The 17,392-nt window shown below is 68.8% G+C and carries 20 protein-coding genes and 1 pseudogene; 14 read left to right on the top strand and 7 right to left on the bottom strand.

All coding sequences use genetic code 11. The features are described from left to right. From ACWDU1_RS15010 to ACWDU1_RS14995, 4 genes are all read right to left on the bottom strand, one after another. A partial coding sequence (locus tag ACWDU1_RS15010; protein ID WP_449998865.1) for an FAD-dependent oxidoreductase occupies positions 1 to 275 on the bottom strand: 275 nt, incomplete at its 3' end. 73 nt (positions 276 to 348) lie between these two features. Further along, positions 349 to 1,884, bottom strand: coding sequence for a flavin-containing monooxygenase (locus tag ACWDU1_RS15005; RefSeq protein ID WP_449998863.1), 1,536 nt, complete (start codon positions 1,882 to 1,884; stop codon positions 349 to 351). A 141-nt stretch (positions 1,885 to 2,025) separates the two neighbouring features. Beyond that, positions 2,026 to 2,235, bottom strand: a complete 210-nt coding sequence (locus tag ACWDU1_RS15000; RefSeq protein ID WP_449998861.1) for a hypothetical protein — start codon at positions 2,233 to 2,235, stop codon at positions 2,026 to 2,028. A gap of 10 nt (positions 2,236 to 2,245) precedes the next feature. Further along, entirely contained in the window at positions 2,246 to 3,310 is a 1,065-nt protein-coding gene (locus ACWDU1_RS14995; RefSeq protein WP_449998859.1) for an NAD-dependent epimerase/dehydratase family protein, read from the bottom strand. A gap of 120 nt (positions 3,311 to 3,430) precedes the next feature. Here ACWDU1_RS14995 and ACWDU1_RS14990 point away from each other — a divergent pair, with 120 nt between their 5' ends. Next, the gene (locus ACWDU1_RS14990; protein ID WP_449998858.1) at positions 3,431 to 4,045 is read left to right on the top strand and encodes a TetR/AcrR family transcriptional regulator; all 615 of its coding nucleotides are present in this window, start codon (positions 3,431 to 3,433) and stop codon (positions 4,043 to 4,045) included. Positions 4,046 to 4,075: 30 nt separating this feature from the next. Here the strand turns inward: ACWDU1_RS14990 and ACWDU1_RS14985 are convergent, their stop codons facing one another. Then, positions 4,076 to 4,957 carry a TIGR03621 family F420-dependent LLM class oxidoreductase gene (locus tag ACWDU1_RS14985; protein ID WP_449998856.1) on the bottom strand — a complete coding sequence of 294 codons (882 nt, stop codon included), beginning with the start codon at positions 4,955 to 4,957 and terminating at the stop codon, positions 4,076 to 4,078. A gap of 138 nt (positions 4,958 to 5,095) precedes the next feature. On the opposite strand from ACWDU1_RS14985, the gene ACWDU1_RS14980 reads away from it, so the two are divergent. Together ACWDU1_RS14980 and ACWDU1_RS14975 are read left to right on the top strand one after the other, a co-directional pair. Continuing rightward, a complete protein-coding gene (locus ACWDU1_RS14980) occupies positions 5,096 to 5,404 on the top strand; it encodes a hypothetical protein (RefSeq protein WP_449998855.1) in 309 nt (102 codons plus the stop codon). 307 nt (positions 5,405 to 5,711) lie between these two features. Continuing rightward, positions 5,712 to 6,122, top strand: a complete 411-nt coding sequence (locus tag ACWDU1_RS14975) for a DUF779 domain-containing protein (protein WP_449998853.1) — start codon at positions 5,712 to 5,714, stop codon at positions 6,120 to 6,122. A gap of 10 nt (positions 6,123 to 6,132) precedes the next feature. Here ACWDU1_RS14975 and ACWDU1_RS14970 read toward each other — a convergent pair whose 3' ends face one another. After that, complete coding sequence (locus ACWDU1_RS14970; RefSeq protein WP_449998852.1) at positions 6,133 to 7,686, bottom strand: succinic semialdehyde dehydrogenase; 1,554 nt, start codon at positions 7,684 to 7,686, stop codon at positions 6,133 to 6,135. A gap of 165 nt (positions 7,687 to 7,851) precedes the next feature. Here ACWDU1_RS14970 and ACWDU1_RS14965 point away from each other — a divergent pair, with 165 nt between their 5' ends. The 4 genes from ACWDU1_RS14965 to ACWDU1_RS14950 are packed head-to-tail and all read left to right on the top strand — an operon-like array spanning position 7,852 to position 11,648. Further along, positions 7,852 to 10,236, top strand: coding sequence for a sensor histidine kinase (locus ACWDU1_RS14965; protein WP_449998849.1), 2,385 nt, complete (start codon positions 7,852 to 7,854; stop codon positions 10,234 to 10,236). Beyond that, complete coding sequence (locus ACWDU1_RS14960) at positions 10,237 to 10,656, top strand: roadblock/LC7 domain-containing protein (RefSeq protein ID WP_357427986.1); 420 nt, start codon at positions 10,237 to 10,239, stop codon at positions 10,654 to 10,656. It begins immediately after the preceding gene. Between the two features lie 16 nt (positions 10,657 to 10,672). Beyond that, positions 10,673 to 11,047 (top strand): DUF742 domain-containing protein, encoded by a 375-nt coding sequence (locus tag ACWDU1_RS14955; protein WP_449998847.1) that lies wholly within the window; start codon positions 10,673 to 10,675, stop codon positions 11,045 to 11,047. After that, the gene (locus ACWDU1_RS14950; RefSeq protein WP_449998846.1) at positions 11,028 to 11,648 is read left to right on the top strand and encodes a GTP-binding protein; all 621 of its coding nucleotides are present in this window, start codon (positions 11,028 to 11,030) and stop codon (positions 11,646 to 11,648) included. The genes ACWDU1_RS14955 and ACWDU1_RS14950 overlap by 20 nt, the downstream gene beginning before the upstream one ends. A gap of 41 nt (positions 11,649 to 11,689) precedes the next feature. Here the strand turns inward: ACWDU1_RS14950 and ACWDU1_RS14945 are convergent, their stop codons facing one another. Further along, positions 11,690 to 12,094, bottom strand: coding sequence for an NUDIX hydrolase (locus ACWDU1_RS14945; protein ID WP_449998845.1), 405 nt, complete (start codon positions 12,092 to 12,094; stop codon positions 11,690 to 11,692). Positions 12,095 to 12,176: 82 nt separating this feature from the next. Between ACWDU1_RS14945 and ACWDU1_RS14940 the strand changes: the two genes are divergently transcribed. From ACWDU1_RS14940 to ACWDU1_RS14910, 7 genes and pseudogenes are all read left to right on the top strand, one after another. Next, the gene (locus ACWDU1_RS14940) at positions 12,177 to 12,587 is read left to right on the top strand and encodes an Rv3143 family two-component system response regulator (protein WP_449998843.1); all 411 of its coding nucleotides are present in this window, start codon (positions 12,177 to 12,179) and stop codon (positions 12,585 to 12,587) included. Positions 12,588 to 12,872: 285 nt separating this feature from the next. Next, entirely contained in the window at positions 12,873 to 13,253 is a 381-nt protein-coding gene (locus ACWDU1_RS14935) for an NADH-quinone oxidoreductase subunit A (RefSeq protein WP_449998842.1), read from the top strand. A gap of 66 nt (positions 13,254 to 13,319) precedes the next feature. After that, positions 13,320 to 13,874, top strand: a complete 555-nt coding sequence (locus tag ACWDU1_RS14930) for a NuoB/complex I 20 kDa subunit family protein (protein ID WP_449998841.1) — start codon at positions 13,320 to 13,322, stop codon at positions 13,872 to 13,874. Then, positions 13,871 to 14,635 carry an NADH-quinone oxidoreductase subunit C gene (locus ACWDU1_RS14925; RefSeq protein ID WP_449998839.1) on the top strand — a complete coding sequence of 255 codons (765 nt, stop codon included), beginning with the start codon at positions 13,871 to 13,873 and terminating at the stop codon, positions 14,633 to 14,635. Before ACWDU1_RS14930 ends, ACWDU1_RS14925 begins: the two co-directional genes overlap by 4 nt. Next, positions 14,635 to 16,011, top strand: coding sequence for an NADH-quinone oxidoreductase subunit D (locus tag ACWDU1_RS14920; protein ID WP_449998838.1), 1,377 nt, complete (start codon positions 14,635 to 14,637; stop codon positions 16,009 to 16,011). The genes ACWDU1_RS14925 and ACWDU1_RS14920 overlap by 1 nt, the downstream gene beginning before the upstream one ends. Positions 16,012 to 16,074: 63 nt before the next feature. Beyond that, entirely contained in the window at positions 16,075 to 16,794 is a 720-nt protein-coding gene (gene nuoE, locus ACWDU1_RS14915; protein WP_449998837.1) for an NADH-quinone oxidoreductase subunit NuoE, read from the top strand. After that, a pseudogene (locus ACWDU1_RS14910) lies at positions 16,791 to 17,392 on the top strand (NADH-quinone oxidoreductase subunit F); the annotation flags it as partial. The gene nuoE and the pseudogene ACWDU1_RS14910, both read left to right, overlap by 4 nt.

Here is a 17,392-nt window from a genome sequence, read left to right as displayed (position 1 = left end):
CGGCGCCCGGCGATATCGAGTTCGACCACCTCGTGGCGCAATCGCACATCGATCTTGCGGGCGCGATGTTCCTCCGGGGTACGGGCGATCAGATCATCACGATGCCCGACCTGCCCGCCCACCCAGTACGGGATTCCGCACGCGGAGTACGAGGTGTGATGACCTCGTTCGAACACCACGATCTCGAGGTCGCCCGCTTCCCGGTACCGCCGCGCCTGTGCGGCCGCGGACATCCCGGTGGCGTCACCGCCGACGATCACCAACCGATCGGTCATACGACAAACCTACCCAGCGCCGCGGGCCGTCACCCGCCGCCGGCACCGGCGTGGTCCGGGCGGCGGTTTCCCGTCAGGCCGGACGAGACCCGAGGCCCGGGGTGCCCGCCGCGGACCGCGCACCGCGCGCACCGGTCGTCCGGCTCCCGGCGCGGTCGGTGAAGGTCAGGATGCCGTCCTCGATCGGGCTCCGGCGCAGGTAGGCGCGGTCCCGGAAGTAGCTGTTCACCACTTTCCAGGGGCCGCCGGTGCCCTGACGCGGCATCACCGCGTCACCGCGCTTGATATAGCCGGAGGTCAGCGCGCCACCCATGACCGACATCTCGGAGCGGTCCCCGGGCTCGGCGTGCACCTCGAAACGTGCGTATCCCTTGTCGCGCATCCGGTTCAGCACCCGGCAGAAGTATTCGGCGGCGAGGTCGGCCTTCAATGTCCACGAGGCATTGGTGTAACCGAGCACCATCAAGGCGTTGGGCACCCCGTCCAGCAGTGCGCCCTTGTACATCACCCGGTCCCGGGTCACCACCGGTTCACCGTCGATATCGAGCACGGCGCCACCCAGGATCTGGATGGAGAGGCCGGTCGCGGTCACGACGATATCGGCCTCGATCTCGGCGCCGGAACCGACACGCACCCCCTTCTCTGTGAAGGTGTCGATGCTGTCGGTCACCACCGAGGCCCGGCCGCGGCGCAGCGCCTTGAACAGGTCGCCGCCCGGCACCACGCACAGCCGCTGATCCCACGGCGCGTAGGAGGGACTGAAATGCCGCATATCGACCCCGGGGCCGACCGCGGCGCGCACCCAGTTCAGGAACATCTTGCGGGCGAGCCCGGGTTGTTTGCGCGACAGCTGGTAGCTGGCCTGCTGGACCGCGATATTGCGGGCACGGCCCACCCGGTAGGTGAGCCCGGCCGGGGAGCCCACCTTCGTCAGACCCACCGCGACCGGATCGTCGGCGGGAATGGAGGCGATATAGGTGGGCGAGCGCTGCAGCATGGTGACGTGCTCGGCGTCGTCGACCATCGACGGCACCAGCGTGATGGCGGTGGCGCCGCTGCCGATCACCACGACCTTCTTACCGCGGTAGTCCAGGTCGTCGGGCCAATGCTGCGGGTGCACGATCCGCCCGGCGAAATCCGATTCCCCGGGGAACTCGGGACGATAGCCGTTGTCGTAGTCGTAGTAGCCCGTACAGCCGACGAGGAATGTGCTGGTCCAGATCTCCTCGGCGCCGGTGGCCTCCTCGACCACCCGCACCGTCCACCGATTGTCCGGGGTGGACCAGCTCGCCGAGACGACCCTGCGCCCGAAGCGGATGTTCGAGGTGACGCCGTATTCGTCGGCGGTGTCCTCGATATAGCGCCGGATCGAGGCACCGTCGGCGAGCATCTTCGTACCGCGCCAGGGCCGGAAGCCGTAGCCGAAGGAGTACATATCGGAGTCGGACCGGATACCGGGATAGCGGAACAGGTCCCAGGTACCGCCGACGGCCGTCCGGCGCTCCAGGATCGCGTAGCTGCGCCCGGTGTTCTCCTTCTCCAGGTGGCAGGCCACATCGATACCGGACAGTCCGGCTCCGATGATCAGTACGTCGACATGCCGCGTCATTGCGTTCCTCGTCTGCTCTCGTGCCGGGGCCGTCGCCGGGGAATCACGACGGACGCACCCTTAGGTGTAACCGAGAGTACCCGATACTGCCGTGCGGTCCGGTCCGCGACGGCGGAACCGCCGGAACCGGACCCGCGGACCTCAGCACAGCACCAGCGCCGCCGTCACCACCCCGGCACCACATACCCCGAGCCCCAGCGGCAGTACCACCGGACCCGCCGGCCTGCGCACCCGGCGCCGTTCCGGACCCACCACACCCTCCGGGCCCGGCCGGACCGGCCGATCCCGTTCCCGGCTCCGGAACCGGCGCACCAGCGCCGCCACCGTGACCGCGATCATCGTGACCAGCATCCCGGCCCCCTCACGCGCCGGCCGTCGCGAGCGCCGGTTCCGCTCCGCGCGGCGGGCGGACCACACCGTGCCGCAGCAGGCTCTCCGCCGTATCGAGGACGGCGTCGCGGACCGGCCGCATCGTCCAGCCCAGCTCCCGACGGGCCCGATCGGCGACCACGCGCTCGACCCGGCCGAGATCCGGCACGGTCAGCCGGAGGCCGGGGTCCACCAGCGCGGCCACCCGGACCAAGATGTCCGGTATCGGGCGGGTGACGATCCGCACCCCACGCGGGCCGTACGCCTCGGCCAGCATCCTTGCCATATCCCGCATCCACACAGGGTCGCCCGCGCAGATATACCGCTTACCTGCCGCCTCCGGCGTCTCCAGAGCCAGCCGATGCGCCACCGCGAGGTCCCGGACGTCCACCACCGACCACCCCACCCGGGGCACTCCGGGCACCTCCCGGGCCAGCAGCCGGCGAATCGGTTCATGGGAGGTACTCGTCGCCCGTGACAGCACCGGACCCAGCACCATTCCCGGGTTCAGCACGACGAGCGCGAGCTCGCGCGCCGCGGGCAGCGATGCCACGTACTCCCAGGCAGCCCGTTCGGCGAGCGTCTTGCTGCGCTGATACGCCGCACTTCGCTCGATCACCGTCCAATCCGACTCCGTCCGCGGAGCCGAATCACGATGCCCGTGCGCGACGGCGGCGATGGAGGAGGTCAGCACCACCCGCCGCACTCCCGGCTCGTCGGCGGCGGCCCGCAGAACCCGCAGCGTCCCGTCGACGGCCGTGCGGATCAGTTCCCCGTCGTCCGCGGGCGGTGCCGCGGGAAACGGCGAGGCGACGTGCAGAATCGCGGCGCAGCCGGCGACCGCCTCGGCCCAGCCGGTGTCGTGCCCCAGATCGGCCCCGGCGAATTCCAGATCGCCACCGATGCGGGCGGCGCATTCGATCAGATGGGCCCGCGCGGCGGTCGCGGCGAGATCGCGCACCGTCGCGCGTACCGCGTATCCCTGCCCCAGTAGTTCGGTGATGACATGCCCGGCGACGAATCCGGTAGCGCCGGTGACGAGTACCCGTGTGCTCATATTCACCTGTCCTGTTCGGGCGACGTCCATCTGAACGCCGCTCAGATAATCTAAGCACCGTATAGATTTGCTGTCCAGGGCCCGCTTCGCCGAATTCGGGAACTCGCATACGCTCGGTAGGTGACCCGGACCTCCTACCACCACGGCGCGCTGCGCGACGAGTTGCTCGCGGCCAGCCTGCGGCTCATCGAGACCGAGGGCATCGCCGCGGTGAGCCTGCGGCGGGTCGCCCGGGAAGCCGGAGTCAGTCCGGGCGCCCCCTATCACCATTTCGCCGACCGCGCGGCCCTGCTCGCCGACCTGGCCACACAGGGATTCCGCTTGCTCGCCGGACAACTCACCGCCGCGCGCACCGCGGCCGCCGCACCGGACGAGGCCCTGGTCGCCATCTGCCACAGCTATATTCGATTCGCCCAGGACCAGCCCGGCTATTTCCGGCTGATGTTCCGGCCCGAGCTGTCACAACCGGACAAACATCCGGACACCCGCGCCGCCGGCGAGGCCGCGTTCGACGTGCTCGCCGAGGCAGTTCGCGACTGTGTCACCGCGGGGACGCTCGAACCCGAACGCGCCCAATCGGTCACCATCACGATCTGGGCCCTCGGCCACGGTATGGCCTCACTCCGCCTCGACGGCCAGCTCGACAAACGCGGCGCCCTGCTCGGAACCTCGGCGAACGTTCTCGTCGACTCGGTCCTCGACAACCTCGACCGGATTCTCGGCCGCGAACGCTGATCCGCCCGCACGGCACGGCCGGGAAGCCGGTCAGCGCAGTTCGGCGATAACCTCCGCGAACGTCTCCAGATCGGCCTCGAGGACGGTGATGTAGCCGAAGCCGAACCGTTCGCGATGGGCGCGCAGCCGTCGGGCGATCTCCGGGGCGCTACCGATCAGGATCGTGGGCAACTCGTCGACGACCCCCAGCACCTCCGGATCCAGCACCGACCGGTACGCCTCCAGGAACTCCGCGCGCCCCCGCGACGGCACCACCTTCTGCACCAGCACGTTCAGCTCGACCTCCGGGGCCCGATCCCCCATCGCCGCGCGCGCGAAGGCCACCCGTTCGTCGATCGCCTCGGGCCCGGCCAGGCGCAGCGCACCCGACCCCGTGGTCGCGGCACCGGTGAACCCCACCACCGACGCGTACCGGGCGGCCAGGGTCAGCACCCGATCGCCCCAGCCCGCTATGAGCAGCGGCGGGCCACCGGGTTGCGCCGGGCTCGGCCGGTAGCCGGAATCCGCCAGCGTGGTGCGCAGGGTCCGTACCGTCTCTTCCAGATGGTCGACCCGCTGCCCGGCGGTACCGAAGGGTATACCCGCGGTATCGAACTCCTCCCGGACATAGCCGGCCCCCAGTCCCAGTTCCAGCCTCCCGGAGACGAACCGATCGGTACCGGCGACTTCACGGGCCAGCAGCACCGGATTGTAGAAACCGGCGTTGAGCACGAATGTGTTCAATCGCACCCGCTCGGTGTTCTCGGCGGCCAGCACCAGCGCGGGAAACGGCGGCACGATCCCGAGATGATCGGCCACCCCGATGACGTCGTACCCGAGTTCCTCGGCGCGGCGACACTTGCGCACCCAGTCGTCGCGGGACTGCGGGACCGTCATATTGACTCCGAAGCGGAATCCACCTGGTGATGTCACCTCTCCTGCATACCCCTCCGATAGCGACCGCGCAGAACGGGAATACCGGCCGGGCAGGCGCACCCGCCTCGCCCCGGCCCATACAGTGGTTCGCGCCGGGCGGGCACCGCGCCCCCCGAGCCGACCAGGAGGAATGTCATGAACGCCACGAAAGCCCGGACCGGCCTGATGATCGCCGCCGCCGCGCTGGCACTGGCCGGTTGTACCGAGATCGAACAGGCACTCAACAAGGGTGGCGATACCCCGTGCCGCGAATATGTTCAGCAGGACCAGAAGACCAAGCGGGTCACCATCACGAAGTTCCTCGAAGAGCAACTCGGCCGCGAACCCACCGGCACCAACGTCGATCTGTCGATGGCCGCGGTGGACGGCCTGTGCAGTGTGCAGGCCAATACCGACACCCCGATCGAGCGCGCCGATATCGCCGGGATCTTCATCCGCAAATAGTGGTGGAGGCGCCGGTGTTCCCGGCGGCTCGCGGCCGCGGGAACACCGGACGGCGTCGCATCGTTCATATATCACAACGCTTTTCGCCCTATGCGGCCCACCCTCTCGCTCCCTCGATCTCAATACGCAAGAATGTGTTCGCAAGAATGCCGGCGAACAAGCCACCCCGGAACCGGGGCCGCGGCAGCCCGCACACCGGACGCCGCGGCGGGCGCCCGCTCGGCATACCGAGACGAGGGAGCGAGATGTCTCATCGGATCTGTTCGTTGTTGCCGCCGGCCGGCCGCGGCACGGCACGGGGCTGCTGATGGCCTATCGCAGCGACCGGGTGGCGGTCACCGATCGGGCCCGCAACGCGTTACGCGAGTTGATCGAGCACCACGGCCCGATTCTGCTCTACCTTCCCCACCACGGCCCCGGTGATCCGAGCCCGAAATGGCTGCCGATCCGCGATTTCCGCGCCGCGGAGGGGGACACCCTGTTCGGACGGCTCGCCTGGCACACCGAACTCTGGATGAGCGAGCAGGCCTATACCCGTTTCCATCGTGAGCACCTGACCGTCGATGTTCCCCCCGATCTCGGGCCCGCTCCCTCCGCGGAACCCGGCGGCACCACGCCCGAGCCCTCGGCGACCTTCCTGCTGCGGGCGCGCCGCCTCAGCGCCGCCGAGTCCGCCGCGCTCGACGCCCGGCGGCGCGGCCGCGGCGTGGGGAACTGATACCGCGCGTTCATCGGCCGGGCCAGAACCGCAGGCCGCGCGCGATACCCATCAGGATCCGCTGCCACAGCTCCGGTGGGATCAGCGGCGGCGGGTCCAGGTTCAGGAAGCGAGTGGTCACCACCGTCTGGGGCTCGGTGAACTTCAGTAGCCCGTGCGGGCCGTGCCGGCGCCCCACCCCGGACTGCCCCATTCCGCCCATCGGCGCGGCGGTACTGCCCCAGGCCGGGGCGTAGCCCTCGTTCACGCAGACGGTCCCGGTCCGCAGGCGCCGGGCGATCAGCTCGCCCTCGGCGGGACTGCGTGCCCAGACACTGGCGTTCAGCCCGTACTCGCTGTCGTTGGCGGCCGCCACCGCCTCGTCCACCGTATCCACCGGGTACACCGCGACCAGCGGACCGAAGGTTTCCGTGCGACCGCAGATCATCTCGTCGGTGACCCCGGTGAGCACGGTCGGTTCGAAGAACAGCGGACCGATATCGGGCCGGGGTCTGCCGCCGGTGCGGATCTCGGCGCCTCGTTCCACCGCATCGGCGAGGTGGCCGCCGACCGTCCGCAATTGGTCCTCGGAGATCAGTGATCCGATATCGGCCGAATTATCGTAGGCGGCACCCAGTTCCGCGGCCTCGACGGCGGCCACCAGGGCCGCGGTGAACTCCTCGGCGACCGCGCGCTGCACGTAGATCCGTTCGATGGAGATACAGAGCTGTCCGGCATTGGAGAAGCAGGCCCGGACCGCCGCGCGGGCGGCGCGGGCGATATTCGCGCCCGCCGCGACGATCATCGGATTCTTGCCGCCCAGTTCGGCGGAGAATCCGATCAGCCGTTCGCCGCACTGCCGGGCCAGTACGCGGCCGGTGGACGAGGATCCGGTGAACATCAGGTAATCGCAGGTGTCCACCATCGCCGCCCCGACCACCGGCCCCGGGCCGGGCACCACGGCCAGCAGATCCCGCGGCAGCCCCGCCCGGTACAGCAGCTCCGCACCGGCCAGTGCGGAGAACGGTGTCCGGCTGTCCGGTTTCAGCACCACCGCGTTTCCCGCCAGCAGTGCCGGAATCGCATCGCCGAGCGAGAGCACCAGCGGGTAGTTCCACGGCGCGATCACCGCGACCACACCCACCGGGCGCGCACCCACGCTCGCCCGGTTCAGCACCGGGAACGCGCCGGGCACCCGGCGGTCGTCCAGGAGCGCGGGCGCGATACGCGCGAAATATCGCGCCGCGAACATGAGCCCCATGACCTCCTCCTGGGCCGCCCAGCGCGCCTTCCCGGTCTCGGCCTGGATCACATCCATCAGGGCGGCACGGTGTTCGACGACCGCCGAACGGAACCGGTGCAGGACCCGGGCCCTTTCGGCGGCCGGCCGCTCGGCCCACTGCCGCTGCGCGGCGCGGGCCCGGCCGACGGCCGCGGCGACATCCTCGGTGGTCCCGACCGGTACGGTGCCCAGAGGCCGGCCGGTGAACACTTCGGCGATCCCGGCCGCGGACCGGGCTCCGGGATCGTCTATCGCGGCCAGATCGGACAGCCGGGCGAATACGGCGGTATCCGGGACGGGCATCGTAGCTCCCACCTGTCGGCATAACACGAGGTCGCAACAGAATCTACCCATCCGCGGTGACCGCGGGCACCCATCCGACGTCACATTACCGACTCGGTGTCAAAAGGAGTCCTGTTCAATGGGATTCGATGTGCACTTCGGGCGCTCAGCGGCTACTTTGTGGCGATGTTCAGAGCGAGGCTCGGTGTCCGCGCCCGGATCCTGGCCATCGCACTCATCCCGAGCCTCACCCTGTTGGTGGTCGGTGTGGGTGCGACGGGCTATCTGATAGACCAGGGACAGCACGACCGCCAGGTGACCGAAGCGATGCGGGAAGCCTCCGGACCCACCCGTACGGTGTACGAGATCGTCCAGAACGAGCGCCGCCTGACCCTCACCTATTTATCGGGTGACCCGGAGGCGGCGGCCGCGCTGGCCGCTGTGCGGCCCAACAGTGAACAGGCCCTGCGCGGGCTGGTCGATTCGGCACAGCAGCTGCGAGAGCTGCAACCGGACGAGATATCCGACGATGTCGGCTCCTTCGCCACCCTGATCCAGCAACTCGGCAATATCCGCACCGCGGTCGATGCCCGGACGGTATCGCCCGGCGATGCCTACACCTTCTACGCGCGTCTCCTGGACGCGCTGGCGGTGGGCGCGCATCTCTCGCGCTCCTTCGCACCGGACGCGGAGGCGGCCACCCAGCTCGCCCTCTCGACCCGCATCATGCATCTACTCGAAGCGACCTCCCGCAGTCACGGCCTGGCCGGAGCGGCGCTGCGGACCGGCAAACCGGTGGCCCTGCCCGACGAGTACATCCAGCAGACCGGCTTCTATCACACCGAAACGGCCCTGATGGCCGCCGAACTGGACGCCGAGCCCGCCGGGCGGTTGCGTGATCTGCTCGGCAGCCCGCAGTGGCAGCAACTGGTACGCACCGAGAACACCTTGATCGCCCGTAGCGCGCCCGGTACGGAATCCGCCGACAGCTCGGCGCCCCTGCCACCCGCGCAACTCGCGTCGTGGCAGGCCGCGGCCGATCATGTCAATCACGAGATGCTCGAAGTGTGGGACGAGCAGAACGAGGTCATGCAGCAGACCTCGCTGGACGCGGCCGCACGTACCACCACCCAGTCGCTGCTCATCGGACTCGCCGTGCTGGTGATCTCCGCGGCCGCGTTCGGCGTCTCGCTGGTCCTGGCCAACCGGTTCATCCACCGGCTGGTCCGGCTGCGCGACCACACCTTGGCCCTGGCCGACGAACGCCTGCCCGATATGCTCGCCCGCCTGCGCTCCGGCCAGGACATCGACGAATCCGACGCCGCCGCGAAGCTGGACTTCGGCCGCGACGAACTGGGCGCGGTGGCCACCGCCTTCGAGCACGCGCACGCGGTGGCCGTCACCGCCGCGGTCACCGAGGCCCGTACTCAGGAGGGCGTCAAGTCGATCTTCCTGAATATCGCGCACCGTAGCCAGATCGTCGTCCACAAGCAGCTGGAAATCCTCGACGAGGCCGAGCGGCGCGAAGAGGATCCGGCCATGCTGGACATCCTCTTCAAACTCGACCATCTCGCCACCCGCGAACGCCGCAACGCCGAGAACCTCACCGTGCTCGGCGGCGGCAAACCCGGGCGGCAGTGGCGGGCGCCCGTGCCCCTGGTGGACCTCGTGCGCAGCGCCGTCGGCGAAACCCAGGACTACACCCGGGTGCGCCTGGCCCGGCTGCCCGAGATGCGGGTCGCCGGCAGCGCGGTGGGCGATCTGATCCACCTGCTCGCCGAACTCGTCGACAACGCCACCTCGTTCTCGCCACCGCAGTCGCGAGTGCAGGTCACCGGTTCGGTGATCGGCAAAGGCGTGGCCGTGGAGATCACCGACCAGGGCATGGGTATTCCGGCGGACACCCGCGAACGACTCAACGACCTCCTGGACAGCCCACCGAATTTCGAGGTCGCGTCGCTGCAGAGCGATTCCCGCCTCGGCATCTTCGTCGTCGCGCAGCTCGCGGGCCGCCACGGTATCTCGGTACGGCTGTGGGAATCGGAGTACGGCGGCGTCCGCGCCGTGGTCATCGTCCCGGCGGGACTGCTCACCGACCCCGCGGAGGAGACCACCCCGCTCACCGGACTGCCCCGTGCCGTCCAGCCGGGTCCGGGGGGTGGCACCGATCCCGCGGGCGAGCCGGCGGCCACCGCGACCCTGGTGGCGGACCGTCCACGACCGGTTCCCGGCGAGCCCGCCCCGGCCGCGCCGAGCCCGCCCCCGGCGGCCGATCCCGCCGAGCCGGCGGCGCCCGCCGCCGGTGCCGTGGAGACCGACGCCGAACCGGAAGTGCTGCCCGACGGTCGTCCGGCTTTACCACGCCGTACCAGGCAGGCTAAAGTCGCACCGCGACCGGAAGATTCGGGAGCCACGCAGGACGCGACGACGCGGCCACGCTCGGCCGAACAGGCCCGAGACCTGATGGCGGCGATCGAAAACGGCACCCGGCAGGGCCGCAGGCCCATGCCGGCCGCGGATTCCGGGAGCCCGATGTCGGACGGCGCGTCCCCGGATGAACAGGAAGGCTAAGTGTCCACTTCCACTCAAGGTGATCTGAACTGGCTGCTCGACGACCTCGTCGAGCGACTCGCGGGGGTCCGGCTGGCGGTCGTACTCTCCACCGACGGAATGCTGCTCGGCCACTCCTCGAAAATGGATCGCACCGAAGCCGAGCACTTCGCGGCGATGTCGTCCACCCTGCACGGACTGGCCCGCAGCGCGGGCGCCCGGTTCGAAGGCGGGAACGTCCGGCAGGCGGTGATCGAACTGGACCGGGCGGTCCTGTTCGTCACCTCCGCGGGCGACAACGCCTGCATCGCGGTGCAGGCGGCCGCGGACGCCAACCTGGGCATGGTCGCCTACGAGATGAATCTGACCGTGCAGCGGGTGGGCAGCCATCTCTCGACCAGTTCCCGCAGCGGAACCGGGGCCGATACACCGCAACCGTGAGAACAGCGGCACCGCGATGACCGGTACACGGGAACCCTGGTACGACGACGACGCCGGACCTCTGGTGCGGCCGTACGCCATCACCCGGGGCCGCACCATGGGCGCGGGCCACGATCTGGATATGCTCACGGTCGTGGTCAAAGCACGGGGAGCCCCGCCGTTGCGCCGCAGTGAACCCGAGTACATCGATATCGTGCACCTGTGCACAGAAGCACAAACCGTGGCGGAGGTGGCAGCCGCCTTGAAACTGCCGCTGGCGGTGACCAAGATTCTCGTCGGAGATCTGATCGGTGACGGCCATCTGATCTTCCGGGCTCCGGTGCAGATGGAGTCCGGTCCCGGCGACTTCAACATATTGCGAGCGGTACTGGATGGAATCCGAAAAATTTGACCCGACCCGGATGGACCCCGGGGCCCCGGCTCTTGCCGCGTCGGTCAAGGTCCTCATCGCCGGTGGTTTCGGCGTCGGCAAGACCACGATGGTGGCCTCGATCAGTGAGATCCCGCCGCTGCGCACCGAGGAGATGATCACCGAACTCAGTACGGGGATCGACGATCTGTCCGGTGTCGAATCCAAGACGACGACCACCGTCGCCCTCGATTTCGGCCGTATCACGATCGACAAGGATCTGGTGCTGTACCTGTTCGGAACTCCCGGGCAGGACCGGTTCTGGTTCCTCTGGGACGAACTGGCGCGTGGCGCTCTCGGCGCGGTGGTGCTGGCCGATACCCGGCGGCTGGGCAATTCCTTCGCCGCCATCGATTACTTCGAGCGGCGCGGCCTGCCCTTCCTGATCGCGGTGAACTGTTTCGACGGCGCACCGCGATACACCATCGACGAGGTCCGCGACGCGCTCGATCTGGAATCGGCCATCCCGGTGATGCTGTGTGACGCCCGCGATCGGGTCTCCGCGAAGAATGTGCTGCTCAGCCTGATCGAGCATCTCATCGACCGGGCGACGCGGCCGAATCTCACCACCAAGCAGAGCTGATCGATGGCGGGGCCGGACCTACGGCCCCGCCGCCGCGGCGTTCAGGGCAGCAGCCCGGCGGCGTGCAGTTCGTCGAACAGCAGCCGGTCCACCGGCGGCACATGGGGACGGTCGCCGTACCCGAACCAGGCCAGTTCGTCGATCTCACTACTGGCGGTCAGCGTTCCCCGGTAGTCGGCCCGGTAGCAGCTCATCCGGACCCGCGCCGCGCCGTCGACCGCCTCGTAGACGCCCACGTGCTCCACACTGCCCGGAACCAGCGCGACGGTGAGCTCCTCGGCCACCTCCCGGAGCAGTGTCTGCCGATCGGTTTCCCCGGGTTCGCGCTTACCGCCGGGGATGAAGAACACATCCTTACCGCGGGGGCGGGCGCACAGGATCCGGCCCTCCACGATCAGTACCCAGGCGACCGTATCGATGAGTTCGCCGACCGTCTCCTCCGTCACGCCGGCATCGTACCGACACGGCCGCGGGCCCTTCTCGGCCAAGGTGCCACGAAGCGGGTGATCTCGGACGTACCATGCGGACGTGGCCGATGCGAATCCTCCCGCCGCGCTGCGGGTCCTGGTTTACAGCAACGACGCCGACACCCGGAACCAGGTGATGACGGCGTTGGGACGCCGTCCGCATCCCGACCTACCACCGCTCGAGTACCTCGAAGTGGCCACCGCACCCGTGGTATTGGAGCGGATGGACGCCGGGGCCGCCGATCTCGCCGTGCTGGACGGCGAATCCGCCCCCGTCGGTGGGATGGGCCTGGCCAAACAGCTCAAGGACGAGATCGGCGACTGCCCGCCGCTGATCGTGCTCACCGGCCGCGCCGACGATGCGTGGCTGGCGAACTGGTCGCGGGCCGAGGCGGTCGCCGCCCATCCGATCGACCCGTTCCGGCTCACCGCGATCGTGGTCGAGGTGCTGCGGCGCCGGTCGGCGGCGTGAGTTCGATTACGTTCTTTCGCTCATAAATCTCAGTCCCGAATTCGATCAAAGCGGCTCGTAAATCCGCGTTGGCCCAGGCGTAACAGTTGTAGGCTGTGCTGTAGCTCACATGAGCGCGGGAGATGACATATAACCCGCGACACCGGACGACTCCCCCCAGCCCCATCTCGATTCACGGGGACGATCCGGCGGCGCGGGCCGTACCCATCGACCGCCCGGCCCCGTTCGCGGGATCCGGCGGCACCCACCGCCGGGTTCCAGTTCGCAAGGAGGGGAAGCGCAGTCGTGAACACCGAACTGCCGATACTGGTTCTCGGCGCGGTCGGCGCCGCGTTCGCGGTGATCTCGATCCTGATCGCCGGCCTCATCGGCCCCAAACGCTACAACCGCGCGAAACTACAGGCCTACGAATGCGGTATCGAACCGACCCCGCATGCGACCGCCGGTGGCGCGGGAAGTATTACCGGACAACGCTTCCCAGTGAAGTACTACCTCACCGCGATGCTGTTCATCATCTTCGATATCGAGATCGTGTTCCTCTACCCGTGGGCGGTCCATATCGATGCGCTCGGGGTGTTCGGCCTGGTGGCGATGGCACTGTTCATCGTCAACGTCTCGGTCGCCTACGCCTACGAATGGCGCCGCGGCGGCCTGAGCTGGGACTAGCCGCGAACCTCCGATCAGCCGTACCCGCGCCGCGGTGCGGGTCGTAGACCCAGGGAGTAGTCGGACATGGGTTTGGAAGAGAAACTGCCGAGTGGTTTCGTGCTCAGCACGGTCGAAGCCATGGCGGGGTACATGCGCAAGGGGTCGGTATGGCCGGCCACCTTCGGCCTGGCCTGCTGCGCGATCGAGATGATGGCCACCGGTGGCGGCCGGTTCGACTCGGCGCGTTTCGGCATGGAGGTGTTCCGCGCCTCCCCGCGCCAGGCCGATCTGATGATCGTGGCCGGGCGGGTCAGCCAGAAGATGGCGCCGGTGCTGCGGCAGGTCTACGACCAGATGACCGAGCCCAAATGGGTACTGGCCATGGGCGTCTGCGCCTCCTCGGGCGGGATGTTCAACAACTACGCCATCGTGCAGGGCGTGGATCACGTGGTGCCGGTGGATATCTACCTGCCGGGCTGTCCCCCGCGGCCCGAGATGCTGCTCAACGCGATTCTGGCGCTGCACGCCAAGATCCAGGAGACCCCGATGGGCGTCAACCGGGCCGAGGCCATCCGCGCGGCCGAACAGGCGGCGCTGGCGGCGACACCGACGATCCGGATGGAGGGGTTGCTGCGATGAGCGTCGAACGCCCCGAATCCAACAGCGCCGAACGCAGCGAACCCAGCGGTCCGGGATCCACCGACAGCCGGGCCGTGGAACCGGAACAGCCGGTGGGCCCGCACGACGAGGTGATCGGTGTGCGGCGGGGAATGTTCGGTATCGCCGGCAGCGGCGATACCTCCGGTTACGGCCGGCTGGTACACGAGGTCGCGTTACCCGGCGGTAGCGCACCGCCCTACGGAAGCTGGTTCGACGACGGAGTCGAACTCCTGCGCGGCGCCCTCGCGTCCGGTCCGGGGTTCGACGCCGCGATCGAGCGGATCGTGGTCGATCGCGGTGAGCTCACCCTGTATGTGCGGCGTGCGCATCTGGTGGCCGTGGCCCGGGCGCTGCGCGACGATCCGGCACTGCGTTTCGAACTGTGCCTCGGGGTGAGCGGAGTCCACTACCCGGACGACACCGGCCGTGAACTGCGCGCCGTCTACCACCTGAATTCCATCACCCACGGGCGCCGCGTGCGGCTCGAGGTGGCCGCCCCGGATTCCGACCCGCATATTCCGTCGCTGTACCGGGTGTACCCGACCTGCGATTGGCACGAGCGGGAAACCTACGACTTCTTCGGGATCCGTTTCGACGGGCATCCGTCGCTGACCCGCATCACGATGCCCGACGACTGGCGCGGTCACCCGCAGCGCAAGGACTACCCGCTCGGCGGGATTCCGGTCGAGTACAAGGGCGCGCGCATTCCGCCGCCCGATGAGCGGAGGGCATACAGCTGATGAGCGAGATCGATACCCGGCCCGGGTTCTCCGGCGGGCCCGGCCACGAGGACCCCGCGCCGCCGCCCGGCGGCGACCGCGACGAGACCACCGCCCCCGCCATCACCGTCGCGGGCCAGGACTGGGACGAGGTGGCCGACGCCCTGCGGGGCGCGGGCGAGGAACGCATCGTCGTCAATATGGGCCCGCAGCATCCGTCCACCCACGGCGTACTCCGGCTCATCCTGGAGATCGAGGGCGAGACCGTGGTGGAGGCCCGCTGCGGAATCGGCTACCTGCACACCGGCATCGAGAAGAACCTCGAATTCCGTACCTGGGCCCAGGGCGTCACCTTCGTCACCCGGATGGACTACCTCTCGCCGTTCTTCAACGAGACCGCCTTCTGCCTCGCCGTGGAGCGGCTGCTCGGCATCACCGGCGATATTCCGGAACGCGCCACCGTGATCCGGGTGCTGCTGATGGAACTCAACCGCATCTCCTCTCATCTGGTGGCCCTGGCCACCGGCGGTATGGAACTGGGTGCGCTCACTCCCATGCTGTTCGGGTTCCGGGAACGGGAACTGATCCTCGACGTCTTCGAGACCATCACCGGACTGCGGATGAATCACGCCTTCGTCCGGCCGGGCGGTATCGCCCAGGACCTCCCGGACAACGGCGTCACCAAGGTGCGGGAACTGCTCGAGCTGATGCCGAAGCGCCTGCGCGATATGGAACATCTGCTCACCCACAATCCGATCTTCAAGGCCCGCACCCAGGACATCGGCTATCTCGATCTGACCGGTTGTATCGCGCTCGGAGTCACCGGGCCGGTGCTGCGGTCCACCGGCCTGCCCCATGATCTGCGTAAGGCCATGCCCTACTGCGGATACGACACCTACGAATTCGAGATCCCCACGACCGATACCTGCGACTGCTACGGCCGGTACCTGATCCGGATCGAGGAGATGAAGGAATCGCTGAAGATCGTGGAGCAGTGCCTGGACCGGTTGCGGCCGGGGCCGGTGATGGTGTCGGACAAGAAGATCGCCTGGCCCGCCGATCTGACCCTCGGCGACGACGGTCTCGGTAACTCCCCGCGCCATATCGGCAAGATCATGGGCACCTCGATGGAGGGCCTGATCCACCATTTCAAGCTGGTCACCGAGGGGATGCGGGTACCACCCGGGCAGGTCTACGAGGCGGTGGAATCGCCCCGCGGCGAACTCGGCGTGCATATGGTCAGCGACGGCGGCACCCGCCCCTACCGCGTGCACTACCGCGACCCCTCGTTCACCAATCTGCAGGCCGTGGCGGCCATGTGCGAGGGCGGCATGGTCGCCGATGTGATCGCCGCCGTCGCCAGTATCGATCCCGTGATGGGTGGTGTGGACCGTTGATGCGATACCTCCGCCTTCGCTACGGCCTCCGCGGCCCGCATGTACCGATGCCGAGGAGCCACCATGACTGAGATCCTGTTACGCCTGAGTACTCGCCCGGAGCCGTACCCGGCCGAGGTCCGGGCCCGGCTGGAGCCCGACGCGAAAGAGATCATCGGCCGCTACCCGCAGCCCCGGTCGGCCCTGCTGCCGCTGCTGCATCTGGTGCAGGCCGAGGAAGGACATGTCAGCAGTACCGGCATCGAGTTCTGCGCCGGACTGCTGGGTCTCACGGGTGCCGAGGTCACCGCCGTGGCCACCTTCTACTCCATGTACCGGCGCGTCCCCACCGGCGATTATCACGTCGGGGTGTGCACCAACACCCTGTGCGCGGTACTCGGCGGCGATGCGATCTTCGCCGCGCTGCGCTCGCATTTGGGCATCGGGCACGGCGACACCACCTCCGACGGCGCGGTGACCCTCGAGCACATCGAATGCAACGCGGCCTGCGATTACGCGCCGGTCGTGATGGTGAACTGGGAGTTCTTCGACAACCAGACCCCGGAGTCGGCGCGGGCGCTGGTGGACGCGCTGCGCGCCGGGCAGACGGTCACCCCCACCCGGGGTGCGCCGCTGTGCACCTTCCGGGAGACGGCACGGGTGCTGGCCGGTTTCCCGGACACCCGCCCCGGAGTTCTGGACGGGGAGCCCGGGGCGGCGACGCTGGCGGGTCTGGACGTCGCTCGTGATCAGGGGCTGCGCGCACCCGGGGCCGGCGACTCCGCCGAGGGCGGTACGCCGTGACGCTGACACCCGTTCTGAGCAAGCACTGGGGCCTGCCGAAATCGTGGACCCTGGATACCTACCGGGCCCACGGCGGTTACGCCGCGCTGCCCGTCGCGTTCGCGATGACCCCCGATGAGGTGATCGCCACGGTCAAGGACGCCGGATTGCGCGGCCGTGGCGGCGCCGGTTTCCCGACCGGGATGAAATGGGGGTTCATCCCCCAGGGCGCGGAGCCGGACGGCACGGTGAAACCGCACTATCTGGTGGTCAACGCGGATGAATCCGAGCCGGGTACCTGCAAGGACATCCCCCTGCTGCTGGCGGACCCCCATGCCCTGATCGAAGGCGTCATCATCGCCTCCTACGCGATCCGCGCCGCGCACGCGTTCATCTATCTGCGCGGTGAGGTGGTGCCGGTGCTGCGGCGGCTGCAGGCCGCGGTCGCCGAGGCCTATGCCGCCGGGCTACTGGGCCGCGATATCCAGGGGTCCGGTTTCGATCTCGAACTCATCGTGCACGCCGGAGCCGGTGCCTATATCTGCGGTGAGGAGACGGCGCTGCTGGATTCCCTCGAGGGCCGCCGCGGACAGCCCCGGCTGCGGCCGCCGTTTCCCGC

The organism is Nocardia sp. NPDC003345 (assembly GCF_053589395.1).
The sequence above is the reverse complement of the archived record's forward strand: the minus strand, read 5'-3'. Positions and strand labels throughout refer to the sequence as shown.

What these genes read in the sequence shown, in the direction of transcription:
- ACWDU1_RS15005 (WP_449998863.1), bottom strand. Translation starts at nt 1,884, where the DNA reads ATGACGCGGCATGTCGACGTACTGATCATCGGAGCCGGACTGTCCGGT.
- ACWDU1_RS15000 (WP_449998861.1), bottom strand. Translation starts at nt 2,235, where the DNA reads ATGCTGGTCACGATGATCGCGGTCACGGTGGCGGCGCTGGTGCGCCGG.
- ACWDU1_RS14995 (WP_449998859.1), bottom strand. Translation starts at nt 3,310, where the DNA reads ATGAGCACACGGGTACTCGTCACCGGCGCTACCGGATTCGTCGCCGGG.
- ACWDU1_RS14980 (WP_449998855.1), top strand. Translation starts at nt 5,096, where the DNA reads ATGAACGCCACGAAAGCCCGGACCGGCCTGATGATCGCCGCCGCCGCG.
- ACWDU1_RS14975 (WP_449998853.1), top strand. Translation starts at nt 5,712, where the DNA reads ATGGCCTATCGCAGCGACCGGGTGGCGGTCACCGATCGGGCCCGCAAC.
- ACWDU1_RS14970 (WP_449998852.1), bottom strand. Translation starts at nt 7,686, where the DNA reads ATGCCCGTCCCGGATACCGCCGTATTCGCCCGGCTGTCCGATCTGGCC.
- ACWDU1_RS14965 (WP_449998849.1), top strand. Translation starts at nt 7,852, where the DNA reads ATGTTCAGAGCGAGGCTCGGTGTCCGCGCCCGGATCCTGGCCATCGCA.
- ACWDU1_RS14955 (WP_449998847.1), top strand. Translation starts at nt 10,673, where the DNA reads ATGACCGGTACACGGGAACCCTGGTACGACGACGACGCCGGACCTCTG.
- ACWDU1_RS14950 (WP_449998846.1), top strand. Translation starts at nt 11,028, where the DNA reads ATGGAATCCGAAAAATTTGACCCGACCCGGATGGACCCCGGGGCCCCG.
- ACWDU1_RS14930 (WP_449998841.1), top strand. Translation starts at nt 13,320, where the DNA reads ATGGGTTTGGAAGAGAAACTGCCGAGTGGTTTCGTGCTCAGCACGGTC.
- ACWDU1_RS14925 (WP_449998839.1), top strand. Translation starts at nt 13,871, where the DNA reads ATGAGCGTCGAACGCCCCGAATCCAACAGCGCCGAACGCAGCGAACCC.
- ACWDU1_RS14920 (WP_449998838.1), top strand. Translation starts at nt 14,635, where the DNA reads ATGAGCGAGATCGATACCCGGCCCGGGTTCTCCGGCGGGCCCGGCCAC.
- nuoE (WP_449998837.1), top strand. Translation starts at nt 16,075, where the DNA reads ATGACTGAGATCCTGTTACGCCTGAGTACTCGCCCGGAGCCGTACCCG.